A 26,056-nucleotide genomic window follows, 5' to 3' on the forward strand; every position below is an offset into this window, starting at 1 on the left:
ACACCTCGTAACACTGGGTGTCGCCTTAGCTCGTAAAACTGGGTGTCCATTGACACACGGTGCTGCCACACGCGCCGGGTCAGATCGGAGGTGACGCCAACATACATCCCGCCACGGTAGCGGTTTGCCATGATGTAGACCCAACCGCCCTTTTCCATTTGGCTGTTGTGCCAAACGTGGGGCGGAAAGAAAAGCCAAGCCCCGTGTCAAGCACGGGGCGACGGATGTTTGGTTTAAAGGGTAGTCTGCGATCCAACGAAAAAGGGCAGCCCGGCATCCCGGAACCGCCCCTGTCGCAATCCGAAACTGACCATCTTCGTCGCCCCGTGCTTGACACGGGGCTTGGCTACCTTGCGACGTGGCCTTTCCACACTACCGCCACCGGCATACTCTGGGCGAGGCAGTATAGCTGACGAGAGCACACCAAACCGGACTGGCGGTGAAATAGAAAGCCAAGGCACGGGGCGACGAGGGCAGCGCTTGCCTGCCCCCACTCAATCTCCAGTCAAAATCCGGTCCACCAACTGCTTCACCGATGGCGTGAAGTTGTTGGAATAAAACGGGTCCTGCTTGAACCGATAGGCCGCGTGGCCCGCGAACATCAGGTTCTTGTCGATGTCGCCGCCATGCGCGATGTCCTGCAGGGTCTTCTGGATGCAGAAGCTGCGCGGATCGGCCAGACGGCCGGTGGTGTAATCGTCGTGATCCTTCCACGAAGAGAACCCGCAGTGCGAAAGGCAGCCCATGCAGTCCTTCTGGTCCTGCTGGATTTCGTCGCGTTCCTCTGGCGTCACGAACACCATCGTATCATCCGGCGTGCGCAGCGCATGGACATAGCCTGCGGCGTGCCATTCGCGCGCGTGCGCCAGATCGTTGGGCGTCACCCAGAAATTCTTGCCGCGCACGCCCACATCAAGCTGCACGGTATGGTCGCCCGCCTCAACGCGCGAATAAGGAATCTGCCGTTCAGACCGCGCTTCCAGCGAACGCAGGAACGGATTGCGCACGGCTGACGAATAAAAGCCCGTGGGCGAGAACCGGTGCAGCAGCACATCGCCCGGTTCCAGCTTGCGAAGATGGTCCTTCCAACCCTGCGGAATCGGGCTTTCTTCGGTCAGCAACGGGCGCGTGCCGAACTGGAAGGCAATTGCGCCCAGTTCGGGATTGTCGATCCAGTCGTTCCATTCGCGCAGGAACCACACCCCGCCCGCCATCACGATCGGCACATCGTCCGAAATGCCTTCTGCGCGCATCACATCGCGCAGTGCCTTTACGCGCGGATAGGGATCTTCCGGCTTCTTCGGGTCTTCGGCGTTGGACAAGCCATTGTGCCCGCCCGCCAGCCACGGATCTTCATAGACCACCGCGCCCAGCAATTGCGGAACCTTGTGATAGGCACGCTTCCACAGTGCGCGAAACGCCCGGCCCGAAGACACGATGGGCAGATAGTGGACGTTATAGCGCTCCGCGATTTCCGAAAGCTTGTAGGGCATCCCTGCGCCGCAGGTAACGCCGGTCACCATCCCGCGCGTCTGGTCCAGCACCGCTTCCAGAATCGGCTGCGCGCCGCCCATTTCCCACAACACGTTGATGTTGATCGCTCCGCGTCCGCCCGCGATTTCGTGCGCGCGCTTCACCTGTTCCACCGCGCCATCGATGGCATAGCGCATCAGTTGTTCATGGCGTTCCTTGCGCGTCAGCGCATCATAAACCTGTGGAACAATCTTGCCTTCGGCGTCGTAGCTGTCGGCATTGACCGCGCTGACCGTGCCGATCCCGCCGGCAGCGGCCCATGCGCCGGAACTCATGTGGTTCGTCGCTGCAACACCCTTGCCGCCCTCGACCAGTGGCCAAACTTCACGGCCACCATAGAGAATCGGCTTCAACCCCTTGAACGCAGACATCAATTTCCTTTCAAGGCGCTTGTCGCGCCAGCACCCATCGCCGCCTTCAACCGGCACGGCTTGATTGCGCCCGGTTCGGGCCGCGTCTGCGCCGCCACGAACTGTGCGTAATACCCCGCAAGCTCCGGTTTACGGTGAAATTCATCCAAACGAAAGCCCACCGCCGCCATCTCGCAGATCAGCAGCGCCGGGGGAATGCCGTGGCTATCGGTCGCGCGGTCGATATCGACCACAACCACGCGCCCACCCGGCTTCAACGATGGCCACAACCGCCACAGGAACGCATATGGCTCAGCCACTTCGTGGTACATGTGAACCAGAAACACGCGATCAAAACTGCGTTCGGGCAGCTTTGGATCGTCCTCGCCCCCCGGCTTGATCGAAACATTATCCAGCCTGTCAGCTTCGACGCGCGAACCCAACCGACGCAGCGCATCGCCATCGATATCCTGCGCCAGCACGCGCCCACTGCGTGTCACGCGCTCTGCAAGGCGGACGGTATAATACCCTTCGCCCGCGCCGATATCGGCCACGCTCATGCCCGGTGCCACCCCGGCAAGGTTCATTACGGTATTGGCTTCGTTTCGGTCGTCTCGGTCGCTCTCGTTCGAAACGGAGTTGCTACCCAGTTCCGAAACTGGCCTGTCCGCCTTTGGAAAAGCGCGCGAGGTTTCCGCACGGTCATCCTTCGGCGTCGGCTCACACGCGCCGAGCAGCGCCAGAAGCGCAAGGGGTGCAAGGGCCGAAGCCCGCAGCATCAATCGTCGTCCTCGACGTTCACCTTCTCGCCGGTGACCTTCTGCGAAAGCGCAGCGGCCATGAACGGGTCGAGCGCACCATCGAGCACTTCGGTGGGATTGGTCGAGACGGCACCCGTGCGCAGGTCTTTCACTTGCTGATAGGGCTGCAGCACATAGGACCGGATCTGGTGGCCCCAACCGATTTCGGTCTTGGCCTGATATTCACCGCTGGCAGCCGCTTCGCGCTTGGCCAGTTCGGCTTCATAGATGCGCGCCTTCAACATGCCCATCGCCGTGGCGCGGTTCTTGTGCTGGCTGCGATCGTTCTGGCTGGCAACGATGATGCCGGTCGGCACGTGAGTGATGCGCACTGCCGAATCGGTGGTGTTGACGTGCTGACCGCCCGCGCCCGATGCGCGATAGGTGTCGATCTTCAGGTCAGCGGGGTTGATCTCGACCTCGATATTGTCGTCGATTTCGGGATAGACCCAGACCGAACTGAACGACGTGTGCCGCCGTGCCGAACTGTCATAGGGGCTGATGCGGACCAGACGATGCACGCCGCTTTCGGTCTTGGCATAGCCATAGGCGTTCTCGCCCTTGATCAGCAGGGTCGCACTCTTGATGCCCGCAGCTTCACCCGCGTGGTAATCGACCAGATCGACCTTGTAACCGTGGCGTTCGGCCCAGCGCGTGTACATGCGCTGCAGCATTTCCGCCCAGTCCTGGCTTTCGGTGCCGCCTGCGCCTGCGTGAACTTCAAGGAAGGCGTTGTTGGCATCAGCCTCACCGGCCAGCAGCGCCTGCACCTTGTCGTTGTCGGCACGCTCGGCCAGTGCGGCCAACGTTGCCAGACCTTCGTTCACCGTTGCTTCGTCGTCCTCCATCTCGCCAAGTTCGATGAACTCAACGGCGTCGGCCATTTCCTGACCGATCTGGTTGACGGTGCCAATGGCCGCTTCAAGCCTGCGCCGCTCGCGCATCACCTCTTCGGCCTTCTTGGGATCGTCCCACAGCTTCGGGTCTTCGACGCGGGCGTTCAACTCGTCGAGACGGCGCACGGCGCGGTCCCAGTCGAGGAACTTGCGCACCAGTGCCAGCGCGGCATTGATGCGGTCGATGTGGGCCTGCCCTTCGGCACGCATGGCGGGAAACTCCGGTCAAAAACGCAAAACGAACTGCGCCGCTTAGCGAAGCGGGCAGGCATGTAAAGCCCAAGCGTGAAATGCGTTTCGGTTTGGGCTAGTCCACTTGCGAACGCGGCCGTCGTACGCCCACCCCACCCCCTCCCTCAAGGGAGGGGCGCGAGACTTGGCGAACCGTAGGTGAGCCTAGTCGCAGCGGGGAGGGTTTCCGACCTGTCGTGCCGGAAACTAGTGCGCTCAGCCCTTGCCCTTCAGCTTGCGCACGGCGGCCAGCGTCATCTTCACGTGGTCACGATAATCCATGTCCGAATGCACCATCACCACCCTGCCGTTGCGGCCGATGACATAGCTGGTGCGCTTGGTCAGCCCGGTAGATACGCCATCGGGCTTTTTCAGATCGACGTCATAGGCCTTGATTACCGCAGGGCTGGCGGACGCAACGGCAAATTTGTCGCGGCAGGCCTCGGTCGAAAACTTCTGGAGCGTGGCGATGTCGTCGTTCGACATGCCCACCACAGTCGCGCCCGCAGCGCTGAAATCCGCACTGGCTTCGGCAAAGGCATGGGCTTCCAGCGTGCATCCTTGCGTGAACGCCTTGGGGTAGAAATAGAGAACGACCGGCCCCTTCTTCAACGCCTTGGCCAGCGAGAACGAGAACGGTTTGCCCGCAAGCGCGCCCTTCGCCTCGAAAGCAGGCGCTTTCACGCCATTGGCAAGTTCCGCCGATGCCGGAGCGGACACGAAAGCGAAGGCCGCGATGGCGGCGGGGATCAGGAGCTTGTTCATGGTGTACAAGCTATCAGAACCAGGCTGGCGGCGCCAATGCCTTTGAGGGCATTTGGAAAAATCCAACTCAGTAGATGCCGCCCTGCTCTTCCAGGAAGCCCTGCTCCGCCGGAGTCTCTTCCGCCCCGCCATCGGGAATGCCACGCGCCGCCCGCGCCCGGCGGAGGGCATCGATAACCGCTTGTTTTGCAGTCATTTCGCCCTCGCGCGCCGTCCGCCGAGGCTCGGTATCCGGCTTGAACGCCTCCCAGATCACCGAAGCCTTGGCCACCTCGTTCTCCGGCGTCCCGCCAAACACGCGCTTGCCCGAAACCCGGTCCACCTTCACCATCCGCACACCCTCAGGCACCCGGAACGGAATATCCTTCCACCGCGCACGTGTTTCCTGAACAAGCTGCTTGAACACCGGCGCCGCGATCCGCCCGCCCTGCGCGTAACCGCCGAGGCTGCGGGGTTGGTCGTAGCCGATGTAGACGCCCGCGATGATATCGGGCGAACCGCCGACGAACCAGACGTTGGTGGGGCCGGAGGTCGTGCCGGTCTTGCCGAACAGGGGCAGGCCGAGATCGCGAAGGGTGACCGCCGTGCCGCGCACCACCACGCCTTCGAGCATGTGAACGACCTGATAGGCCGTGCGAGGGTCCATGACCTGTTTGCCGCCGGGCTTGAAGCGCGGCATCGGCTTGCCGTCCCATTGCGGCATCGAGCAGCCATCGCAACGGCGATTGTCGGCACGCAGGATGACCTTGCCGTTGCGGTCCTGCACATAGTCGACCAGCGTCGGCGCGTGCTGTCGGCCCTGATCGGCCAGCGCCGCATAGGCATTGACCATCTTGAGGACCGTGGTGTCGCCCGCGCCCAGTGCCATCGAAAGGTAGGGTTCGTATTCCCCAATGCCTACGTTCTTGATCGTGCGGACCACTTTTTCCATGCCGACATCGTTGGCTACGCGCACGGTCATCAGGTTGCGCGACTGTTCAAGCCCCCAGCGCATGGTGTGGCTGCCCGAACCGCCTTCGTTGCCAAAGTTGCGGAAGCACTTTTCGCCGAGCGCTGCGCCCTGATAGACGCAGAAGGTGCCATCGACGACCATCGACGCAGGCGTCATTCCGTTGTCCAGCGCGGTGGCATAGACGAACGGCTTGATCGTGGAGCCGGGCTGACGATTGGCCTGTGTGGCGCGGTTGAACGAGCCGAGGCGGGAATCGAAGCCGCCCTGCATCGCCAGCACGCGACCGCTCTGCGGATCTTGCACGACCATACCGCCAGATACCTCTGGCACGGTCCGAACCGCATAAGTCCCCGCATTGACCGGAGCCACGGCGGTAATGTCACCGGGACGAATCTTGTCGGGAAGACCGATCAGATCGGCGGTATTGCCGTCCGAAAATCCAACCTTGCCAGTCGATCCGCTGCGGGACAGCAGCACCCCGACGCGCCAGTTCTGATAATTTATCGCAATATTGCTGGTAATCAGTTCCGTCTGCCAACGATCGCCATCAATATCGACACGGGCAATCGGTCCGTGCCATGCCCGCCCCCCGGAATAGCGCAACAACGCAGACCGCAGCGAATTTTGTGCCGCCGTCTGCAATTGCGTGTCGAGCGAGGTCCGCACCCACAGACCGCCGGCATAGACGCTGTTCGGCCCGTTCTCAGCCTTTTCGCCAAACTTTTCGATCAGCTGACGGCGCACTTCTTCAAGGAAATAGCCAGCATCCGCCGTGTAGTTTTCAGCCCGGCGCGGTTTCAGGCCAAGCGGCATGGCCTTGGCAGCATCCGCAGCCTGCTGTGTTGCCCAGCCATTGCGGACCATCTGATCGAGTACCCAGTTGCGGCGTTCAATGGCCATCGATTCATACTTGGCGCGGCCATAGCGTTCTGGTGCCTTCGGCAGAATCGCCAGAAACGCATCTTCGTGAAGCTGCAGTTCGCCCACGTCCTTGTCGAAATAGGCGCGCGCCGCCGCCTGCACACCGAAGCTCTGCCGACCCAGTGGAATTTCGTTGAGATAGAGTTCGAGGATCTGCTGCTTTTCCAGCACGCCTTCGATACGCCGAGCCAGGATCATTTCCTTGAGCTTGCGCGAGATCGAATATTCATCGCCGATCAAGATGTTCTTGGCGACCTGCTGCGTGATCGTGGAACCGCCACGCGCGCGTTCACCCGATCCGAACTTGAGCGCATAATCGGCCACAGCTCCGGCCAAACCGAAAAAGTCGATGCCACCGTGGGTCCAGAACGTCTTGTCCTCAGCCGCCAGGAAAGCGTTGATCATCGGTTCCGGGAAATCGACGAACCGCAACTGAACCCGGCGTTCGCGCGCATAGCTGGACACGATTTCACCATCAGTGCCGCGAACCATCGTGGGCAGTGGCGGCTGATAAGTGAGGAGACTGTCCGCCGATGGCAGGAGGCGAATGACCGCCACCCAAAGGACGAACCAACCGACCAGAACGGCGCCTGCAAGGTAGTTCGCCAGACGGAACCAGCGGCTTGCCCGCCATTTCGTGCGATACCAGTCTGCAAAGGTGTGCCACCGCGCAAGGCCATCCTCGCGCAGGAGCTTGAACCGGGACTGCTGGGACGTGTCTTCAGCCATTATGCAGCGCCTCTAGCATGGCCCTGCGCGTGCAAGCCAGTACCTTAGGATCAAATCGGGTTCAAAATCGGTTCAGGGCGTCTCGGAACCTTGATCCGAGGGTTCCGGCGCAGCCGCGCTTTCGGAAATGGAAGGTGCCTGGCGTTCTGCAAGAAAAATGCCGATCGCCTTTGCAACAGCCCCGGAAAAGCCTTTACGCCAAGCCGGGTCGCGCATGGCCTGAGCGTCTTCATCATTGCTGATATAGCCTGCTTCGATCAGTGCCGAGGGCAGATCAAGCGATTTCAGGACCACAAAAGCAGCCTCACGCTGGGGCGTGGCGTGGAAGCGCAATTTGCCCTCGGCCTCGCGCACGACCAGTTCACCGAAGCGCATGGAACTGCTGCGCATGTCTCGTCGCGCCAGATCAACGAGAATGGAAGAAACGACATCCCCCCTACCGTCCAGCGAAACACCGTTGATCGCATCCGCCGTATTTTCACGGTTCGCCATCGCTTCTGCAACGGCATCCGAAGCCTTATCGGATAACGTATAGACTGTGGCACCCCTTGCAGACGTACTTTGTGCAGCGTCAGCGTGGATTGAAACGAACAGTGCTGCACCCAACCGGCGCGCGATATCGGCACGTTCATCCAGCACAAGGAAACGGTCATCGTCGCGCGTCATGGCAACGCGGACCTGCCCTTCCGCGAGCAGACGGTCGCGCAGCGATCTGGCAAGTGCCAGCGTAAGATCCTTTTCGCGTTCCCCTTTCGCGCCGCTAGCACCCGGATCATGACCGCCATGCCCGGCATCGATCACCACCAATGGACGAGATGTATCGGCCGGCCCCTCAATCGGCGGGAGGCCGATCCTTATGCCGCCCTTCGGCAGATCGATACGCACGACATAGCGCGGTTCGATTGAAGCAATACCCGTGGAAAATGCAGCCCACATTGCGACCGCCGCCAAGACCGGCGCAGCAAATACCGCAACAATGAGCCCCCTGTCTTCCATCCGCCACCGCCTATGCTCTGCCGCCACCATCGCGGTCCAGCGCAAAATGATCGATATGGTTAATGGATTGGCATCACCATTGTTTTAATTGCTGGTTTGCAATTGCAGTGCTAGCACCCATCTACCGGGGCGAGCCAGCAACGGAGCGTTTCACGCCGAAACCGCCAGAAAGCGCAAGTCTGCGCCGCGGTGGGCGAGGAAAACCTTCTGGCGAAGATCCTGTAATCGTGGGAGAAAGAAGCGCAAGCGCTCCTCTGCCACGCCACAAGGTTGATGTAGTGATGATAAGCCGCGTTTCGTTCTTGCCAAGCTGCCCCACGGGGGCAGTTGCGGCTTGGACGATTGGTGGCACGCGCATTTCGCCGCGAATTATCTTTGCTGCAGACACAAACCAACCGCCGCCGGGCGGCGAGCGACAGGGCAAGGCAGCCAATATGCTGCGCGCCGAAACGCTCCGATCCGGCAAACCCGCATTCGCGATCGCCGCCGACACGGAACCATTCCGGTCGCCACGGTGCCGCGCATCCCAAACGATCCGCGCCAGACACGCAGGGGAAACCCGGCGGCGGCGCGGCTGGAGAATTTATAATGACCACGCGCATGTTAATCGATGCGCGCCACCAGGAAGAAACCCGGGTGGCGGTGCTGAAGGGCAATCGGATTGAAGAGTTCGACTTTGAATCTGCTGATCACAAGCAGATCAAGGGCAATATCTACCTCGCAAAGGTAACACGGGTAGAACCATCGTTGCAGGCGGCCTTCGTCGATTTCGGCGGTAACCGGCACGGGTTCCTTGCGTTCAGCGAAATCCATCCCGATTACTATCAGATCCCCAAGGAAGACCGCGAAGCGTTGCTGGCCGAAGAGGCCGCGCACGCTGAGGAAGAAGCAGCGCTGCGTGCTGCCGAAGATGCGGACGATGAAGATTACGCTGATGGCGAAAGCTACGATTCCGAAGATGGCGTGACCGAAGTCGACACGTCGGAAAAGGATCAGGTCGCCACGATCGAAGGCGGCGTTGTTGAAAACGGGTTCGACCATGACGCCGAGGAAGGCGAAGAGGGCGAAACCTCCGACGCTGCTGGCGAAGGTGACGAGGGCGGCGAAGAAGGCGGAGACAACCGCCGTCGCGGACGCCAGGGCCGTCGCCGCCAGGGTGGCCGTTCGCAGGGCAAGGAAGCCGATGAACTGCGCGCCAAGCGCATGGCACTGCGTCGCCGCTACAAGATTCAGGACGTGATCCAGCGCCGTCAGGTTCTGCTGGTCCAGGTCGTCAAGGAAGAACGTGGAAACAAGGGCGCTGCCCTCACCACCTATCTCAGCCTTGCCGGTCGTTATTGCGTGCTCATGCCCAATTCGAGCCACGGTGGCGGGATCAGCCGCAAGATCAGCTCTTCGGCAGATCGCAAGCGGTTGAAGACGATCATTTCCGAACTGGAACTGCCCCGTTCGATGTCGTGCATCGTGCGCACCGCCGGGTTGCAGCGCACCAAGACCGAGATCAAGCGCGACTTCGATTACCTCGCCCGTCTGTGGGACGAGATCCGCGAACGCACGATGCATTCGGTCGCGCCTGCGCTGATCCATTCGGATTCCGATCTGATCAAGCGCGCGATCCGCGACATCTACAATCGCGAGATCGAGGAAGTGGTGGTCGAGGGCGAGTACGGATATCGTGCCGCCAAGGACTTCATGAAGCTGCTGATGCCCAGCCACGCCAAGCGCGTGAAGGCCTATGCCGATCCAGTACCGCTGTTCCAGCGCTATGGTGCGGAAGACCAGCTTACAGCGATGTATGATCCGGTGGTCCAGCTCAAGAGCGGCGGCTATCTGGTGATCAACCCGACCGAAGCGCTTGTCTCGATCGACATCAACTCTGGCCGGTCCACCAAGGAACACGGTATCGAGCAGACCGCCGTTGCCACCAACCTTGAAGCTGCGCGCGAAATCGCCCGCCAGCTTCGTCTGCGCGACATGGCCGGGCTGGTCGTGATCGACTTCATCGACATGGAGTACGGCTCGAACGTCCGCAAGGTCGAGAAGGCGATGAAGGACGCGCTCAAGAACGATCGCGCGCGCATTCAGGTAGGCCGCATTTCGGGCTTTGGCCTGATGGAAATGAGCCGCCAGCGCCTGCGCACCGGCGTGCTTGAAGCCACGACGCGCGGTTGCCCGCACTGCGATGGCACGGGGCTTGTTCGCACGGCGTCTTCCGCTGGCCTTTCGGCGCTGCGTCTGATCGAAGACGAAGCTGCAAAGGGCAAGGGCAACGTCGTTTCGCTTTACGCTTCGCAGGAAGCGGCGATCTATGTGCTCAATGCCAAGCGTACCGATCTTGCCGAGATCGAGGAACGCTATGGCGTTTCGGTCGAAGTCATCCCCGAAGGCGAGAACGAAGGCGCGAAGATGCGCGTTGCCTCGCGCGGGCCGAAGCCGGAATTCGTGCCGCGCTTCGAACCGATCATCGAGCCTGAGGAAGAAGACGATATCGTCGAGGACAACTACGACGATGAAGATGAAGCCGAAGAGCAGACCACGCGCGGCGATGGCGATAGCGAAGAAGGCGATCGGGGCGACAACCGCCGCAAGCGCCGCAAGCGCCGTCGTGGGCGCAATCGCGATCGCCGTGAAGACGGTGGCGAAAGCGCTGCGGAAGCTGGAGCCGAAGGTGAAGCCGGTTCTGACCTCGAAGGCGACGACAGCGATGGCGACGATGCCGCCGCAGAAGGCGTTGAAAGCGGCAGCGAAAGCGCAGACGAGAACGAGCGTGGGCCGCGCAAGCGCCGTCGGCGTGGGCGTCGTCGGCGTGGCGGGCGCGAGAGCAGCGAAGATGCAGGTGAACAGGCCGATGCAGAAGACGGTGCTGAGGCACCGGTCGAAGCTGAGGTAGCAGCGGAACCGGCTCCGGTCGTCGAAGCTGAAGCTGTGGCTGAAGCTGCACCTGCCGAAACACCGGTAAAGCCCAAGCGGACGCGCAAGAAGAAGGTTGAGGCAGCATCTGAAGCCGTTGCCAAGCCTGCTGCTGCCGTTGAAGCAGCGGAACCCGTCGCCGAAGCTGCGGTAGAACCGGCGCCGGTGAAGCCCAAGCGCACACGCAAGAAGAAGGTCGAAACCGAGACCGTGGTTGCGGCTGAAGAAGCGTCGGCTGTTGAGGCCGAAGCTGTCGAAGTGGCTGCGGAACCCGCTCCGGCCAAGCCGAAGCGCACGCGCAAGAAGAAGGTCGACGCGGTGGCTGCAGATGCCGCACCGACCGAAGCTGTCACGGCCGAAGCGCCGACTGCAGATGAGGTTGCCGCACCGGTGGCAGTCGAGAACGCTGACGACGGGGCACCGCGCCGTGGCTGGTGGCAGCGCACCTTCGGGGCCTGATCGCCCTTGGAGTAATAACAAAAGGCCCCGCTTCACGGCGGGGCCTTTTTCGTTTCAGGCGCGTTTGGTGGCTGCGCCCCACTCCATCCATGCGGCCCATTTCGGCATACCAGGCATGTAGGTGTGCCCCGGCTGCGCCACATCGAACCCCGCCTGTTGCACCGGCGCGGTAACCGGGCGGCTGAGATGGCAACCGCCCATCAACGGCTTCCACACCGGCTCGATCCGGCGCTGCCAGCGCGAAACCTTGGCATCTGGGCTGAGACCGTGTTCGAGAAACAGCAATGTGCCGCCGGGCTTGAGGATGCGGCGCAGTTCCGACAGGACTTTTGCCGGATCGTGGACCGAACACAGCGTGTAGGTACACACGGCGGTGTCGAAGCTTTCGCTCTCGAAGGGTATATCCTCGCCCACGCCTTCGCGGATGTCGGCCTGCCAGCCCTTCGATGCGGCAGCTTCGCGTGCGTAGTCCAGCAGTTTGCCCGAAGGGTCAATGCCTGCGAAACCGGTGACGCGAGCGGTGTCGTAGAACTGCTGGTTCAGTCCGCCGCCGCAGCCGATCTCGAAGACGCGGCCCTGCGCCTTGGGCACGACGCCCGCGCGCAAGTCCATGATCGCGGGCGAGGCGCAGGCGCACTTTATCATCCGCGGCACAACGTGCGCTTCCCACAGCGACTTCAAGCTCATCCCCATTCCCCACAATTGTTATGGACGCTAAAGTGCATCGCGGCTGTTTGCAGCGCAAGAGGCCAGCGATGGCGTTTCATTCTGCGCGGAACTTTGTTGCGGACGAAACCATGTGGCCACTGGCATGGACAAGGCTTTCGGCTATGGTCCGCGCAAGGCGCAACATACGGAACCATGATGCACGGCCAAACCTCCCACGGCGACGAACACAAGCTGGACGCAGCACTTCATGCCCGCCATGTGGCGATGATTGCGATCGGAGGGATCATCGGCGCGGGGCTGTTCGTCGGATCATCGACTTCGATCAACCAGATCGGGCCGGCGGTGGTCGTCAGCTATGGCATGGCAGGCCTCGTGATCCTGATGATCATGCGGATGTTGAGCGAGATGGCGATGCTCAACCCCGGCGCGGGGTCGTTTACCGAGCATGTCCGCATCGGCTTCGGTGAGAAGTGGGGACCGCTGGCGGGGTTCGTAACAGGCTGGCTCTACTGGTATTTCTGGGTGATCGTGGTGGCCATCGAGGCGATTGCCGGGGCGGTCATTCTGGCTCTGTGGCTGCCATTCGAAGTATGGCAGATCGGCTGTGTGCTGCTGGCGCTGATGACGGTGGTGAACCTTTTCTCCGCGCGCTCCTACGGCGAGTTCGAGTTCTGGCTTTCGGCGGCGAAAGTGGCGGCAATTATCGGCTTTATCGCCATTGCAGGGCTGTGGGCCTTCGGCGTCACATCGCCCGACGGCCCGACCTTTGCCAATATCACCGGGCATGGCGGATTTGCTCCCAAAGGCTGGGGGGCGGTAATCGGTGGGGTAACCAGCGTGATATTCGCACTGTGCGGGGCTGAGATCGCCACGGTCGCCGCAGCGGAATCGCGTGCGCCTGCCAAAGTCATCGCCCGGATGACCGGATCGGTCGCGCTACGCATCCTTCTGTTCTACATCCTTTCACTGATCCTGATCGTGGCGGTGCAACCGTGGGACACGGTTGTTCCCGGCCAATCGCCTTTCGCCAGTTCGCTGGGCCTGATGGGCATCCCGGCGGCTGAGACGATCATGAACGCGGTGGTCCTCGTTGCGGTGCTGTCTTGCCTGAATTCCGGCCTTTACGTGACATCGCGCGCGTTGTTCGGTCTGGCGCGACATGGCGATGCGCCACAAAGCCTGATCAAGCTGAACAAGCGCAAGGTCCCTGCCCGCGCCACGGTAATCGCCAGCCTGTTCGGCTATGGTGCAATGGCGGCATCGGTGCTGTCTCCGGGCGGCGTGTTCAGTTTCCTCGTCAGCGCATCGGGGGCGCTGATGCTGGTGATCTATCTGATGGTCTGTCTAGCGCAGGTCAGAATGCGGCGCATCGTCGAAGCCACCGCGCCCGAACGGCTCGGCATCCGCATGTGGTTGTTCCCCTGGCTGTCCTATGCAACCATTGCTGCCATCGTGATCGTGCTCCTGGCGATGGGACTTGTGCCCGAATTGCGAGCGCAGTTTCTGGCGAGCGCGCTGACGGTAGCTCTGGCGGCAGGCGCATGGTGGATGTTGCGAAGCAAACACGCCTGACAGGCATCCCCTGCTAGCCCAACAGCACAACGGTGTGTTAGGCTGAATTTCTTTTGTTTGGAGCTGTTTAACATGTCCGCCTGCCTGATGATCGCTGCCATGACCACCGCTCCAGTGGCAGCACAGGCAGAAGCGGTCCTGCCCGATCAGGTTGCAGAACTGCCGGTCGCCATAGCCGCAATCATCGACGCGGCGATCGCTTCGGGCGATCGGGCTGAGATTGAAACGGTGGTCCGCACGACCAAACGAGCTTTGCCGGAAGTCACCGCCGCGATCGACCGGCATCTGGCAGGCCGGATCGATACAGCCATTGGCGCAAGGCCACCCAGTCCGGCGCTCCTGGCAAGCCAGAAAGCCAAAAATAGCTCCTCTCCTCTATCCACACTGCCACCTATCGATGGCGCTACGCTCAAGTGGTCTGGCGAAGGAGAAGCAGGCGCATTCGTGAACACCGGAAATGCGCCGGGGATCGGGCTTGTCGGCGGCTTCAAGATGCTGGTCGAGGGCCAAAACTGGCGCGTCGGCACGAATGCCCGTGCGGATTATCAGGAAACCAACAGCGTCATAACGCGCGAACAATACCGATTTTCGGCAGAGCCGAACTACAAGTTCGACGAACGGGGATATCTTTTCGGCCTTGGCCAGTATGAACAGGATCGGTTTCAGGGCTTTGCATCGCGATACAGCGTGTCTGGCGGCCTCGGTTACAGCGTACTGAAAAGCGAAGCAGCGCGCCTGAGCGTGAAGGCAGGACCAGCATGGCGCGTAACAGAGCCGGTCGCCGCAGCGCGTGAATCCGTGGTGGCGGGTCTCGCGTCGCTGGAAGCCAAAGTGAAGATCACGCCATCGCTGGAATACAGCCAGGACGCCAGCATCTATTCCGATGCAACAGGCAGCACATTCTACACGCTGGCCGCGCTCGATTCCAAGCTCATCGGCAAATTGAAAGCCCGCTTTTCATACATGATCCAGCACGAAACCGCGCCCGAACTGGGGCGGTTTGGAACCGATACGACGAGTCGGTTGAGCCTTGTCTACGGCTTCTAAGATCAGGAAGCCGTGGTGCCCGGTGCGTGCTTGTTCATCAGCTCGTAGGAGCGTTCATACCACTTGCTGCCCGGATAGTTCGCGCCGAGCACGGCAGCTGCCTTTTGCGCTTCCTGCGGCAAGCCGAGCGAAAGGTAGCTTTCGACCAGACGATAGAGCGCTTCGGGTGCGTGGCTGGTGGTCTGATATTTTTCAGCGACGGTGCGGAAACGCAGCGTGCCAGCCAGCCATTTGCCGCTGCTCTGGTACATGCGACCGATTTCCATCTCCTTGCCGGCAAGGTGATCGTTGATCAGGTCGATCTTGAGCCGTGCATCGGCAGCATAATCGGTGCTGGGGTAGCGGCGGACCAGCTCGTTCATGGCGGTCAGCGCCTGCTGGGTGATCTTCTGATCGCGCGTAACGTCGGAAATCTGTTCGTAATAGCAGAGCGCGACGAGATAGTACGCGTAAGGCGCGTCCTTGTTGCCCGGGTGGATCGACAGGAAGCGCTGCGCAGACTGGACCGACTTGGCATAATCGCGCGAGACATAGTAGCTGAACGCCGACATGAGCTGCGCACGGCGCGCCCAGGGTGAGTAAGGGTGCTGACGCTCAACTTCATCAAACAGGGCGGCCGCCTGCTTGGAATCGCCTTTATCCAGACGATCTTTCGCAGCGGTATAAAGCGTATCGACGTCACGCGCGACGTAAGCGACGTCCTTCTTCTTGTTTCCCCCACCGGCACAACCGGCGGTCAGCCCAATGGCCACAGTGGCAGCAGCGATAACGGCGAAGCGCAAGGGGCGGCGCGTGGCAGGATGCGTCATGCCGACCCTATAGCCAGCCGGTTCCTGAACGCCAAGTGAAGTTACCGAGTTTTGCGCGAAAGCGATGATGCAGTTCACGCTTCGGTGAACGGCGCTTCGACCGCGATCGGATCGGCAAGTGTCAGGCGATCAAGGATTGCCGCGGTTTCATCGCGCAGTTGCAGCATCAGGCCGCGCAGGCGGCAATCCGCCTCTGGCAAGCAATTGTTGCAATGTTCGTGTGCGTTGCGGCTGGCGCAAGGCACAAGCGCAATGCTGCCGCGCGTGAGGCGGATGATATCGCCGTAGCGGATATCAACGGGCGGCAAGGCCAGCTCATAGCCCCCATCCCTGCCCCGGTGTGAAACCACGATTCCTTCCCGCGCCATTTCCGAAAGGATCACGGTGAGGAATTTGCGCGGAATATTCTGTGCTTCGGCAATGTCATCAAGACGCACCGCTCCCTGACCAAATGTGTCGGCCAGATGTTGGAGGGCGCGGATAGTGTATCGCGTCTTTTGCGAAAGCATGAGAAACAGATGAACGCTAACGCCGGAATGTCAACGCCAGCGGTAGAATTAACTCATCAGGATTGGCGACAACCCACCGCTTTCTTGCAGAAAACGGTGGGTTACCCTGCTTGAACGACTATTTGCCCGCTGCCAATGCCTCGGCGAAATCGAGGCGAGCGCGATAAGGGTCTTCGACGTGTGACGCTCCCTTTTCGTCGATCAGCATGACCTTCGTGTCGTTGGTCGAGGCGGCGGGCCAGCTTGCCCCCGGATTGCCTGCGCGAGCAAATGCCACCCAGAGATCGTGTGTGCGCTTTGCCACGGCGGCTTCGGCAGGGACCATTTTCCACTGGGTGCGGGCGGCAACGGTATCAAAGACGTAGGGCAGTTCGCTGGCATGAGGAGCGCCTCCCATCGCTTTCTGGAAATCGGGGTGAGCATAGCCGAAGCGGAACAGATAAGCCTGCTGGCCGCGCGCTGCCAGCGCCCTTGCGACGGCTCTGGCGGGTTCGATGAACATCTTGTCGGCGCTGGTCATTGTGCCCACGACCAGCCCGGTTTCGGTTCCTGCAGGATCATAGAGCTTGCGCGCGTCTGCTGCTTTTGCGCCGTAGCTTGCGAAGATCGCGTCCTTGTCGGTCACCATCGGGAAGCCATCCGCCGAATTGGCCCCAACCATGACCGGCACGTTGGCATAAAGCCCTGCCGAAATCGCATCGATGCTGGAGCCGAAGATGGTCCGTCCATCCACCATCGGGCCTGAGTAACCTGGCTTGCCCATCGTCATCATCGAAAGGTCGGCCGTAACCTTTTCTTCGGGCAACGCGCGCAGGGCCGATGCGGTCAACCCCGGTGCAAACGCCTCGCCCGCTTTGGCTGCAGTTGCGATTGTGGGCATGGGCAAGGTGCGATCGCGCCCGCCGCCACTTTCGATAATGGCCTTGTGGAACAGCCCCCGTGCTTCGGGTGCCTGAAGCAGCATGTGCATCGACATGCCGCCAGCACTTTCGCCGAAGATGGTGACGTTGGCCGGATCGCCCCCGAATGCCGCGACATTCGCCTGAACCCACTTCAGCGCAGCAATCTGATCAAGGAAGCCAAAGTTCCCGCCGAACCCTTCTGCGGCAAGTGCGGGATGCGCGAAGAAGCCGTAGCGGCCCAGACGATAGTTGAGACTGACCAGCACCACGCCATCGCGCGCGAAGTTGCTGCCCGAATAGACAGCCGGAGAGCTGCCGCCGTTGACGAAGCCGCCACCATGCACCCAAACCATGACGGGAAGCTTGGCCCCAGCCTTGGCTGAAGCGGGCTTCCAGACATTGAGATAGAGGCAATCTTCCGAAGGTTTGGTCTGGATCGGTGCGGCATCGGGCGGGAACGGGGCCTGCGCGCAGTCGGCAGCGTACTTGCTGGCATCACGCTCTCCACTCCACGATTTGACGGGCTGGGGCGCACGCCAGCGGTTTTCACCTACGGGCGGCGCGGCATAGGGAATGCCGAGAAACGCCGCGACACCGGAGCCGGTTTCAGCCCCTTTAACAGCGCCGGAAGATGTTTGAACCGTCTGCGCATGGGCGGCGCCAGCGATCAGGCCCGCGCCGATTGTGAGTGCCGCGATAGTCTTGTGCATTTCCTGTCCAACCTCTCCACAACGAGTCTCGAAGCGCTCGCGAACCAAGACTTGCAGTTTGGTGACAGGGCTGTCAAGTTCAGGTCCAGAGGGGAATGCGCACCTTCTGTCACCGCTTTGGCAACCGCTCCGGTCGATTGCTTACACCGTTGCGAATAGGATGATGACGGGGCCGAACTATCGGCTAAAAGGCGGCGCACGAAAGGATCGGGTTCAAGGAATGAGTCTCGCAACGACTGGTCTTGCAAAGGCGGGCCAAGGCACCGGCCATACGACGATGGAAGACGTGGCCAAACTGGCCGGAGTTTCACTGAAGAGCGTATCGCGGGTCATCAATTCCGAACCACACGTTTCGGCCAAGTTGCGCGCCAAGGTTGAGGCAGCGATTGCCGAGTTGAACTATGTACCCGATACGGCGGCGCGGTCTTTGGCGGGATCGCGGACATTCATCATCGGCCTGCTGTTCGACAATCCCAGCCCCAACTACACGATGGACATCCAGAAGGGCGTGTATGAGGCCTGCCGCGCCAACCAGTATCATCTGCGCATCGACAATGTGGATTCCACGGTGCCAAGGGAAGAACTGGAGGCGCAACTCCTAGCGCTGGTGCGCAACAGCCGGTGCGATGGCTTCGTGCTGACGCCGCCCCTGACGGATGATCTGGTTTTGCTCGATTTTCTGGAGCGATCGGGCATCCGTTATGTGCGCATCGCGCCTGCTAATGAACCGGATCGATCGCCGGGAATCGGCATAGATGATCGCGCGGCGGCAGCCGCAATGGCGCATCATCTGTGGGATCTCGGCCATCGCCGGATCGCGGTTTTGCGGGGACCGAAATCCCACAGCGCTGCGGCACTGCGGCTTGACGGCTTTATCGAGACGCTGGGCGAGCTTGGCATGGAGCATTCGCTGATCGAGGCTGATGGCAGTTTCAGTTTCGATGGCGGCATTCGTGCAGGCAATGAGGTGTTGGCGATGGACCCGCGCCCTACGGCAATCTTTGCCACCAACGATGACTCGGCTGCCGGGGTGATGGCCGCCTGTTCGCAGGCAGGGCTGAAGGTGCCGGAAGATGTTTCCGTTTGTGGATTTGACGATAGCTGGATCGCTCGTTCGGTCTGGCCGTATCTGACAACCGTTCACCAACCGGTTGAGGACATGGGCCGCGCCGCCGCGTCGCTACTGCTGCGACGCGACGAGCCGGCAGACGGCTTGCGCCTGCTAGACTTCCATCTGGTTGTACGCGATTCCACCGCCCCGCCGAAGGCAGGGTAAAGCAGAGGATCAGCGCGCGGACTGTTCGAGAAACGCGATCAGGTCAGCCCGGTCCTTGGCGTTGGCCATCGGGGGGAACGCCATGCGGTTGCCGGGGGCATACTTGGCTGGCGCCGCCAGAAACTGGTCCAGCGAAGCGGCGTTCCAGACGACGGCCTTGTCCTTCAACGCTTGCGAATAATTGAAACTGGGCGATGTGCCTGAGGTGCGGCCCATCACGCCTTTGAGCGAAGGGCCAAGCCGGGTCGCGCCGGTATTGAGATCGTGACAGGCTGCGCAGCGCGCATAAACCGTCTTGCCGCGCGCAGCATCGCCTTCAGCGCTTTGGGCAAAAGCATTGGTGAAGCCCGCGAACGTGGCGCCCGCAAGGGCCAGCACCGCCGCACCTGAAAGAACGATACGCTTCATCGGCTTGGTTTCCTTGGTCATCACATACCAATGCAGCATAACGGATGCACGATTCCTGAACGGATCGGTCAGTCCTTTGCTGGCGCCAGAAGATAAAGCTTCATCAGGATACGGAACAGTTCCGACTTTTCACGCGCGGTAAGGCTGGAAGTGAGTTCGTCTTCGTGGGCGGCGATCACATCGCGTGCCTTGGTCAACACTTCACGGCCCGCATCGGTAAGCCGCAGCCCCCCTGCCCGGCGATCCAGCTTCGACGGTTCGTTGACGATAAATTCGTTCTTGAGCAATTGCCGGACGAACTGGTGAACGGTGGGGCGCTCGATCTGGAAGAACTTGGACAGGTCTGTCTGCTTCACGCCGGGATTGGCATTGACCAGCCAGAGGATCGCCACCTGTTTTGGCGTCACATTGAGAAGATCGAGCCGCTTTTCGGTGCGGGTGACGAACAGCGTGTTCACGGTGCCGATGTGCAGCCCCAGAACGGAATCCAGTCCATCGAGATCAAGCTCGGGTACGGCAGCCTGCCTTGTAATTTCCGCCGTTACCAAGGGCCGCTCCTTCAAACCTCTGTATCACCCGTGATCGCAAAGGCTGCCGTGCAGGCAGCGAGTGCGAAGTCTCTGCATTTTCCATTAGTGAAACATACAAAATTCTGCAAATCCTGCCGCAGTGCAAAATGCACCGATTTCACGAATAGACTGCAAAAGGAGAGGCAAAGTGTTGATTGGAAAGCTGACGGTGGCATTCGCAGCAATGATCATGGCGACTCCGGCATTCGCTCAAGATGGTCCTGCTGCACCTGCTCCCTCGCTGACCTATGCCTTTTCCGTGCGCGCAACGCTCGATCCGGTGGTTGAACAGGGCGAGGTCGATAACGGCCGTCGCCGCTTCATTCCCATCACCGGCGGCACGGTAAGCGGCCCGGCACTTTCCGGCACAGTCCTTCCTGAAGGCGGCGACTGGCAGGTCATTATGCCCGGTGGCCTGACCAGCATCGAAGCGCGCTATTTCATCAAGGCAGCAGACGGCACGGTGATCGAGGTGACGAACCCCGGCGTTCGCACCGCCGCCCCTGACGTGATCGAGAAGCTTGCCAAGGGAGAACCGGTCGATCCTTCGGCCTACTACTTCCGCACGACGCCGCGCTTCATGGTGAAGGACGGCTCCCATGCGTGGATGCGCCGCAAGGTCTTCGTTGCGCGCGGCATCCGCAAACCCGACAGCGTTGTGATCGACTTCTATACCGTGGAGTAATTGCCAGCGTCAGGCTTCGACCGGCGCTGTGGTCAACCCCAGCGCCGGAATACCGACGGAGCGTCTGCCGCCATAATCAGTGCGCACCACGATAAGATTGCTCTTCTCAAGATGTTCGAGCAGTCGGCGGATACGGCCGGCAGAGCGCGTGCCATAGATTTCGGCAAGGCGTTCGTCATCGGGGCACGGCGCACCCTCCGCTGCAGCGCGGGCAAGCGTGAGAAAGGGTGCGAGAAGATCGTCAGGCACGTCCTTGCCGATACGCAGCAGGTCTTGCCACTCCGGCATCTTGTCATCCGCGATACCTGCCACCGCCATCGCAAAGCGGCGACGGAACGCGGTAAGGTCCATGCCCGGCAAAATGCGCAACATCCGGCACCGCACCGTGAAATCCTGATAAAGCTGGGCTGCAGGCTGGAACGTGCAGTCCGGCTCCAGCGCCATCTCGGCAAGGATCGACGCAATGCTGGCAGCAGTTTCCTCAGCCTCGAACAGGCTGGGCGCGACCGGGGGTTCGACCTGTTCCGCCGCAGGCACATAGCCTTCGATCTGTTCGAGCAGGTCCTCGCTCTCGACCGGCAGCGGTTCCGTTTCGGGCACACGGGGCTGCGGCTCCATCGCCAGCGGTTCTGACAGGAGCAGCGATTCCATCTCTGCTCCGCCAGCATTCGGCAATGGCATGAGGCCCTGCACGACATTGCGCGCGCGGGTCTGCACATCGGCAATGCGCACGCCCACGGGACGGCGGGCAATGGCCGGGCCTAAACCAAGGAAATGCCCGCGTTCCAGATCGCGGATCGTTTCCGCCTGCTTGCGCTCCATGCCGAGCAAATCGGCAGCGCGCGCCATGTCGATATCGAGAAACGTGCGACCCATCAGGAAGTTGGACGCTTCTGCGGCAACGTTCTTGGCCAGCTTGGCAAGGCGCTGTGTGGCAATCACGCCAGCAAGCCCGCGCTTTCGGCCACGGCACATCAGATTGGTCATCGCAGAAAGGCTGAGACGGCGCACTTCATCAGATACGTCGCCAGCAGCGGCAGGCGCGAACATCTGCGCTTCATCGACAACGACCAGCGCAGGATACCATTCCTCGCGCGGGGCATCGAACAGGGTGTTCAGAAACACCGCTGCGCAACGCATTTGCGCTTCAAGTTCCAGTCCATCGAGCGCGAGGATAACCGACGCCCGATGCTTGCGAATGCGGGCCGCAAGCTTGCCGATCTCTGACGCATCGTAGGCAGAGCCATCGACCACGACATGACCGAAAGGTTCGGCCAGAGTCACGAAATCGCCTTCAGGGTCGATCACCACCTGCTGAACGATGCTGGCGCTTTCTTCCAGCAACCGGCGCAACAGGTGCGACTTGCCGGACCCGCTGTTGCCCTGCACGAGCAGGCGGGTGGCAAGAAGTTCTTCGACGTCGATCCTGACAGGGGCGCCAGACCGGTCGGCACCGATGACGATAGTGGCGCTCACGAAGGTCGCTCTGGCCCAGCGCGGAAGAGTCGGCAAGGCCGGGAAGAGGCGATTTCCCCGGCCTTATCCAATTCAGGGCAGGACGATGCCATCCCCGCGCTTGTAAAGCGGATCGGCGCTGTCATCAGGGCGTCCGGGATGCTGCTCTTCAACCGCCTTGGCCGAAGAAGGCAGTTCGAACGGCAATTTGCCCTTCGACTTTGCCTTTCCGGTCACCAGATCAAGAAACACCGCATCGCTGGCGCCGAACAGCCCATAAAGCGCGGAAGCCTTGTCTTTGAGAAGTGTCAGCACGGCGGGACGATCCAGATCCACTGCCACGATCGTCGGCACCTTGGCTGCTGCTGCGTTCACCGTTTTCGTGGCATCGTCATCGGCGCGGAAATCCAGACGGCCTTCGTGCTGGCGCGAACCGAAGAAATGATTGGGATGCAAGGTTTCATGCGGCGTAGCGACGCGCACGATAGCCACATCAGCCTGTTCGGGCGCATCGACCACGACCAATCCCGCAGCCTTTGCCGCGTCGGCTGAAACACCAGAAAGCCAGACTTTTTTGCCGACCGAAAGCGGCAGCAACCCGTTCTTGTTCTCCAGCAGCACCTGCGCCGCGCGTTGCGCAGTATCCGCTTCGGCCTGGGTAGCCTTGCTACCGACAATGCGCGCGGCGGCATCGGCATCGACATAAGGATTGTCGAACAGGCCAAGGTCGAACTTGAGGCGCAGCACGCGCCGCGCAGCTTCGTTAACGCGACTGGCCGAAACCTTGCCGGCCTTTACCGCAGCCAGCAAAGGCGCGGGATCATCAACACCACCGAACTGATCGATGCCAGCGTTGGCGCCCATCGCATAACGGTCTTCCTCGGCCAGCTTTTCGACACCCCACGGCATGGCGATGGCGAAGCCCTGCGGCTTTTCAGCGGTGGGTGCCATGCACTGTTCCGGGCAGGTGTTGGTGATCGCCCAATCCGAAATGACAATGCCGCCGAACTTCTTGGTGCCGCGCAACAGGCCTTCGATCATCGGCTTGCTGAAACCAGCCCCCACCTGCGGCACCGGCTTGCCATCGATCGTCACGCCTTCGGCAATAACATAAGTCGGCATGACGCCCGCCGATTTTGCCGCCAGAGAGCCGTCGAACGCCGCAACGTGTTGCGCGAAGCTCTCGTTATCGAGCTTTGCGGTACGGCCATAATAGTTATGACCGTCAAAGCCTTCCGGCTCTGCGCCATAGCCCACCCAGTGCTTTACGATCGTGGCCACGCCGGACTTGACCAAGCCCCCTGCGCTCCCCTGAAAGCCGCGCACATAGGCACCGGCAAGGCGCGATACGGTTGCTGGATCAGCGCCAAAAGTGGCGACACCGCGCGGCCAGCGCGGTTCGGTGTAAAGATCGGCCTGCGGGCTGAGCGCCATCTGGATGCCGACCGCGCGATATTCGGCGGCTACCAGTTTGCCGAACCGTTCAACCAGCGCTTCATCGCCGATGGCGGCCATGCCCAGCGTTTCGGGCCATTGTGAAAAGCCGCCCGTTTCGGAACTGGCCCCTGCCGTCACGGCAAAGTGATTGCGCGGATCGGTGGAAATCGTTGCAGGAATGCCAAGGCGGGTTGCTTCGGCCAGTTTCTGGATCGCGTTGTTTTCCTGCGCAAACGTGCGCGGATCGGGACCGATGCGCGTAATGAAGCTGTTGACCCCGCGCGCCAGCAGTTCTTGCGCGGACGCCTTGTCATAGGCCTTGCCCATGCCGATGCCGCGCCCGCCTTCGGCCTGCAGGGAACCGTGGAGCATCAGCGCGACCTTTTCCTCCAGCGTCATGCGGCGCATCAGGTCTTCGACACGCTTGTCCAGGGCAAGTGCCGGGTTTTCATAAGCGTCGCGCTTCCCGTTGTGGTTGAGATCGCGGAACGGCGCTTTGGCGGCAGCGGGCAGCGCGGTTGCGACCATGCCTGATACCGAGGCAAGCAGAAGGGCTCCACGAAGGATCGAGCGGGCGGACCGAGGCATTGTTTTTCTCTCCCATTGCGGCTGACAGCGCAAGACACGCCAAACGCTAACCGCGTGCATTCTTCAAGGCAACCGTGAATACGAAAGCGGCGACAAGACCAAGTCTTGCCGCCGCTCCTGCGACCCGATGAGCTGCGCGTGCAACCCTTTTCGGGAACTCAACCGTGACGGATCAGGTGATCGAACGCCGAAAGCGCTGCCTTCGATCCCTCACCCATCGCGATGATGATCTGCTTGTAAGGGACGGTCGTCACGTCACCCGCAGCGAACACGCCCTGCACGCTCGTTGCACCGCGCGCATCGATTTCGATCTCACCGCGCGGCGAGAGCGCAATCGTGCCTTTAAGCCATTCAGTGTTGGGAACGAGGCCGATCTGCACAAAAATACCTTCGAGTTCGACGGTGTGCAGTTCTTCAGTTTCGCGGTTCTTGTAGACAAGGCCCGTTACTTTTGCGCCATCGCCCAGCACTTCGGTCGTCAGGGCCGAGGTGATGATGGTGACGTTGGGCAACGAGCGCAACTTGGACTGCAACACCGCGTCGGCGCGAAGCTGATCGTCGAACTCGATCAACGTGACATGCGCAACGATGCCCGCGAGATCGATCGCCGCCTCAACGCCGGAGTTGCCCCCGCCGATCACAGCCGTGCGCTTGCCCTTGAACAGCGGACCATCGCAGTGCGGGCAGTAGGCGACACCCTTGTTGCGATACTCGTCCTCGCCGGGCACGCCCATCTGCCGCCAGCGCGCTCCAGTGGAAAGGATCACGGTTTTCGCCTTGAGGCTCGCCCCGTTCTCAAGCCGGATTTCGTGCAGACCGCCCTCTTCCGCCGGAACCAGCGCGGTAGCCTGTTGCAGGTTCATAACGTCAACGTCGTATTCCTTGACGTGGTTCTCAAGCTGCGCGGCCAGCTTCGGCCCTTCGGTGTGCTGGACCGAGATGAAGTTTTCGATGCCCATTGTATCGAGCACCTGACCGCCGAAACGTTCAGCCACCACACCGGTGCGGATGCCCTTGCGCGCAGCATAGATCGCCGCTGCCGCACCAGCAGGACCACCGCCGACCACCAGCACGTCGAACGCATCCTTGGCGGCGATCTTCTCTGCCGCGCGTGACGAAGCATTGGTGTCGAGTTTTGCGACGACCTGCGCCAGGTCCATACGGCCCGAACCGAATGGCTGGCCGTTGAGGAATACGGTCGGCACGGCCATGATCTGGCGACGCTCGACCTCATCCTTGAACAGCGCGCCATCGATAGCAACGTGCGTGATGTTCGGGTTAAGCGCTGCCATGATGTTCAGCGCCTGCACCACGTCGGGGCAGTTCTGGCAGGTCAGCGAGAAGAACGTCTCGAAGTGCAGCGGACCATCGAGGCCCTGGACCTGATCGAGCAGGTCCGCATCTTCCTTGGGCGGGTGGCCGCCAACGTGGAGCAGCGCGAGGACCAGCGAGGTGAACTCGTGCCCCATCGGCAGGCCTGCAAACACGGCCTGCGCCCGCCCTTCGTCGGCGCGGATGGCGAAGCTGGGGGCGCGTTCATCAGTGCCATCGAAGCGCGCGGTCACCTTGTCAGACTGCGCGGCGATCTCTTCGACCAGTCCACGCATTTCAGCCGATTTTGCGCTGTCATCAAGCGTAGCGACCAGTTCAACAGGGCGGCGCAGGTTGCCTAGGTAGGCCTTGAGCTGGGCGGTGGTGGCGGCGTCGAGAACGGACATCTTACAAACCTTTCGGACAAACGGAGCCGCGCGTCACCGTCTGGTCGGCGCACGGGGGATCACACGGAATTTCGGGATCGGTGGCGTGGAACCGGCGGGCCGCCCGTCATCGGCACGGCCCGTCCGGCGATTATGGCAGAACGATCAACCCCACGCGGTG

General features: G+C 61.3%; 21 protein-coding genes. 5 read left to right on the forward strand and 16 right to left on the reverse strand.

Annotated features, from left to right (window positions below):
* The 7 genes from ACOVQ0_RS04040 to ACOVQ0_RS04070 form a co-directional block, all read right to left on the reverse strand.
* The coding region (locus ACOVQ0_RS04040; RefSeq protein WP_421880574.1) for a GIY-YIG nuclease family protein at positions 1-158 on the reverse strand (158 nt) is incomplete at its 3' end.
* A gap of 336 nt (positions 159-494) precedes the next feature.
* Entirely contained in the window at positions 495-1,904 is a 1,410-nt protein-coding gene (locus ACOVQ0_RS04045; protein WP_421880435.1) for an NAD(P)H-dependent flavin oxidoreductase, read from the reverse strand.
* A complete protein-coding gene (locus ACOVQ0_RS04050) occupies positions 1,904-2,662 on the reverse strand; it encodes a class I SAM-dependent methyltransferase (protein ID WP_421880438.1) in 759 nt (252 codons plus the stop codon). Before ACOVQ0_RS04050 ends, ACOVQ0_RS04045 begins: the two co-directional genes overlap by 1 nt.
* The gene (prfB, locus tag ACOVQ0_RS04055; protein ID WP_421880441.1) at positions 2,662-3,789 is read right to left on the reverse strand and encodes a peptide chain release factor 2; all 1,128 of its coding nucleotides are present in this window, start codon (positions 3,787-3,789) and stop codon (positions 2,662-2,664) included. Before prfB ends, ACOVQ0_RS04050 begins: the two co-directional genes overlap by 1 nt.
* Positions 3,790-4,026: 237 nt before the next feature.
* On the reverse strand, positions 4,027-4,575 hold the full coding sequence (locus ACOVQ0_RS04060) for a peroxiredoxin (protein WP_421880444.1): 549 nt from the start codon (positions 4,573-4,575) through the stop codon (positions 4,027-4,029).
* A 67-nt stretch (positions 4,576-4,642) separates the two neighbouring features.
* Positions 4,643-7,177 (reverse strand): penicillin-binding protein 1A, encoded by a 2,535-nt coding sequence (locus tag ACOVQ0_RS04065; protein ID WP_421880447.1) that lies wholly within the window; start codon positions 7,175-7,177, stop codon positions 4,643-4,645.
* 72 nt (positions 7,178-7,249) lie between these two features.
* Positions 7,250-8,113, reverse strand: coding sequence for an N-acetylmuramoyl-L-alanine amidase family protein (locus ACOVQ0_RS04070; protein ID WP_421880449.1), 864 nt, complete (start codon positions 8,111-8,113; stop codon positions 7,250-7,252).
* 648 nt (positions 8,114-8,761) lie between these two features.
* Here ACOVQ0_RS04070 and ACOVQ0_RS04075 point away from each other — a divergent pair.
* On the forward strand, positions 8,762-11,542 hold the full coding sequence (locus ACOVQ0_RS04075) for an Rne/Rng family ribonuclease (protein ID WP_421880452.1): 2,781 nt from the start codon (positions 8,762-8,764) through the stop codon (positions 11,540-11,542).
* 54 nt (positions 11,543-11,596) lie between these two features.
* Here ACOVQ0_RS04075 and ACOVQ0_RS04080 read toward each other — a convergent pair whose 3' ends face one another.
* Positions 11,597-12,229, reverse strand: a complete 633-nt coding sequence (locus tag ACOVQ0_RS04080) for a class I SAM-dependent methyltransferase (RefSeq protein ID WP_421880455.1) — start codon at positions 12,227-12,229, stop codon at positions 11,597-11,599.
* 174 nt (positions 12,230-12,403) lie between these two features.
* Between ACOVQ0_RS04080 and ACOVQ0_RS04085 the strand changes: the two genes are divergently transcribed.
* Both ACOVQ0_RS04085 and ACOVQ0_RS04090 read left to right on the forward strand, forming a co-directional pair.
* Positions 12,404-13,783 carry an amino acid permease gene (locus tag ACOVQ0_RS04085; protein ID WP_421880458.1) on the forward strand — a complete coding sequence of 460 codons (1,380 nt, stop codon included), beginning with the start codon at positions 12,404-12,406 and terminating at the stop codon, positions 13,781-13,783.
* 72 nt (positions 13,784-13,855) lie between these two features.
* Positions 13,856-14,830 (forward strand): DUF481 domain-containing protein, encoded by a 975-nt coding sequence (locus ACOVQ0_RS04090; protein WP_421880461.1) that lies wholly within the window; start codon positions 13,856-13,858, stop codon positions 14,828-14,830.
* A gap of 2 nt (positions 14,831-14,832) precedes the next feature.
* Here the strand turns inward: ACOVQ0_RS04090 and ACOVQ0_RS04095 are convergent, their stop codons facing one another.
* The 3 genes from ACOVQ0_RS04095 to ACOVQ0_RS04105 all read right to left on the reverse strand — a co-directional run bounded on the left by ACOVQ0_RS04095 (position 14,833) and on the right by ACOVQ0_RS04105 (position 17,760).
* Positions 14,833-15,639 (reverse strand): outer membrane protein assembly factor BamD, encoded by an 807-nt coding sequence (locus ACOVQ0_RS04095; protein ID WP_421880464.1) that lies wholly within the window; start codon positions 15,637-15,639, stop codon positions 14,833-14,835.
* Between the two features lie 74 nt (positions 15,640-15,713).
* Positions 15,714-16,148, reverse strand: a complete 435-nt coding sequence (locus ACOVQ0_RS04100; protein WP_421880467.1) for an RrF2 family transcriptional regulator — start codon at positions 16,146-16,148, stop codon at positions 15,714-15,716.
* Between the two features lie 118 nt (positions 16,149-16,266).
* Positions 16,267-17,760 (reverse strand): carboxylesterase/lipase family protein, encoded by a 1,494-nt coding sequence (locus ACOVQ0_RS04105; RefSeq protein WP_421880470.1) that lies wholly within the window; start codon positions 17,758-17,760, stop codon positions 16,267-16,269.
* Between the two features lie 220 nt (positions 17,761-17,980).
* Between ACOVQ0_RS04105 and ACOVQ0_RS04110 the strand changes: the two genes are divergently transcribed.
* On the forward strand, positions 17,981-19,036 hold the full coding sequence (locus ACOVQ0_RS04110) for a LacI family DNA-binding transcriptional regulator (RefSeq protein ID WP_421880473.1): 1,056 nt from the start codon (positions 17,981-17,983) through the stop codon (positions 19,034-19,036).
* A 9-nt stretch (positions 19,037-19,045) separates the two neighbouring features.
* Here the strand turns inward: ACOVQ0_RS04110 and ACOVQ0_RS04115 are convergent, their stop codons facing one another.
* Positions 19,046-19,465: a c-type cytochrome gene (locus ACOVQ0_RS04115; protein ID WP_421880476.1), complete on the reverse strand. Its 420-nt coding sequence runs from the start codon at positions 19,463-19,465 to the stop codon at positions 19,046-19,048.
* 47 nt (positions 19,466-19,512) lie between these two features.
* Positions 19,513-19,992: a MarR family winged helix-turn-helix transcriptional regulator gene (locus ACOVQ0_RS04120; RefSeq protein WP_421880480.1), complete on the reverse strand. Its 480-nt coding sequence runs from the start codon at positions 19,990-19,992 to the stop codon at positions 19,513-19,515.
* 169 nt (positions 19,993-20,161) lie between these two features.
* Here ACOVQ0_RS04120 and ACOVQ0_RS04125 point away from each other — a divergent pair, with 169 nt between their 5' ends.
* Complete coding sequence (locus tag ACOVQ0_RS04125) at positions 20,162-20,698, forward strand: DUF3237 domain-containing protein (protein ID WP_421880483.1); 537 nt, start codon at positions 20,162-20,164, stop codon at positions 20,696-20,698.
* 9 nt (positions 20,699-20,707) lie between these two features.
* On the opposite strand, the gene ACOVQ0_RS04130 is transcribed toward ACOVQ0_RS04125, so the two are convergent.
* From ACOVQ0_RS04130 to ahpF, 3 genes are all read right to left on the reverse strand, one after another.
* Positions 20,708-22,174 (reverse strand): helicase HerA domain-containing protein, encoded by a 1,467-nt coding sequence (locus ACOVQ0_RS04130; protein WP_421880486.1) that lies wholly within the window; start codon positions 22,172-22,174, stop codon positions 20,708-20,710.
* A gap of 72 nt (positions 22,175-22,246) precedes the next feature.
* Positions 22,247-24,178, reverse strand: a complete 1,932-nt coding sequence (locus ACOVQ0_RS04135) for a glycoside hydrolase family 3 protein (protein WP_421880489.1) — start codon at positions 24,176-24,178, stop codon at positions 22,247-22,249.
* Between the two features lie 158 nt (positions 24,179-24,336).
* On the reverse strand, positions 24,337-25,896 hold the full coding sequence (ahpF, locus tag ACOVQ0_RS04140; RefSeq protein WP_421880493.1) for an alkyl hydroperoxide reductase subunit F: 1,560 nt from the start codon (positions 25,894-25,896) through the stop codon (positions 24,337-24,339).
* Positions 25,897-26,056 lie beyond the last annotated feature (160 nt).

The organism is Novosphingobium sp. (assembly GCF_049240505.1).
Classification (GTDB): Bacteria; Pseudomonadota; Alphaproteobacteria; order Sphingomonadales; family Sphingomonadaceae; genus Novosphingobium.

Bases quoted from the DNA above. Each gene is read 5' to 3' on its own strand.
- ACOVQ0_RS04045 (WP_421880435.1), bottom strand. From the start codon at position 1,904: ATGTCTGCGTTCAAGGGGTTGAAGCCGATTCTCTATGGTGGCCGTGAA.
- ACOVQ0_RS04050 (WP_421880438.1), bottom strand. From the start codon at position 2,662: ATGCTGCGGGCTTCGGCCCTTGCACCCCTTGCGCTTCTGGCGCTGCTC.
- prfB (WP_421880441.1), bottom strand. From the start codon at position 3,789: ATGCGTGCCGAAGGGCAGGCCCACATCGACCGCATCAATGCCGCGCTG.
- ACOVQ0_RS04060 (WP_421880444.1), bottom strand. From the start codon at position 4,575: ATGAACAAGCTCCTGATCCCCGCCGCCATCGCGGCCTTCGCTTTCGTG.
- ACOVQ0_RS04065 (WP_421880447.1), bottom strand. From the start codon at position 7,177: ATGGCTGAAGACACGTCCCAGCAGTCCCGGTTCAAGCTCCTGCGCGAG.
- ACOVQ0_RS04070 (WP_421880449.1), bottom strand. From the start codon at position 8,113: ATGTGGGCTGCATTTTCCACGGGTATTGCTTCAATCGAACCGCGCTAT.
- ACOVQ0_RS04075 (WP_421880452.1), top strand. From the start codon at position 8,762: ATGACCACGCGCATGTTAATCGATGCGCGCCACCAGGAAGAAACCCGG.
- ACOVQ0_RS04080 (WP_421880455.1), bottom strand. From the start codon at position 12,229: ATGAGCTTGAAGTCGCTGTGGGAAGCGCACGTTGTGCCGCGGATGATA.
- ACOVQ0_RS04085 (WP_421880458.1), top strand. From the start codon at position 12,404: ATGATGCACGGCCAAACCTCCCACGGCGACGAACACAAGCTGGACGCA.
- ACOVQ0_RS04090 (WP_421880461.1), top strand. From the start codon at position 13,856: ATGTCCGCCTGCCTGATGATCGCTGCCATGACCACCGCTCCAGTGGCA.
- ACOVQ0_RS04095 (WP_421880464.1), bottom strand. From the start codon at position 15,639: ATGACGCATCCTGCCACGCGCCGCCCCTTGCGCTTCGCCGTTATCGCT.
- ACOVQ0_RS04100 (WP_421880467.1), bottom strand. From the start codon at position 16,148: ATGCTTTCGCAAAAGACGCGATACACTATCCGCGCCCTCCAACATCTG.
- ACOVQ0_RS04105 (WP_421880470.1), bottom strand. From the start codon at position 17,760: ATGCACAAGACTATCGCGGCACTCACAATCGGCGCGGGCCTGATCGCT.
- ACOVQ0_RS04110 (WP_421880473.1), top strand. From the start codon at position 17,981: ATGAGTCTCGCAACGACTGGTCTTGCAAAGGCGGGCCAAGGCACCGGC.
- ACOVQ0_RS04115 (WP_421880476.1), bottom strand. From the start codon at position 19,465: ATGACCAAGGAAACCAAGCCGATGAAGCGTATCGTTCTTTCAGGTGCG.
- ACOVQ0_RS04135 (WP_421880489.1), bottom strand. From the start codon at position 24,178: ATGCCTCGGTCCGCCCGCTCGATCCTTCGTGGAGCCCTTCTGCTTGCC.
- ahpF (WP_421880493.1), bottom strand. From the start codon at position 25,896: ATGTCCGTTCTCGACGCCGCCACCACCGCCCAGCTCAAGGCCTACCTA.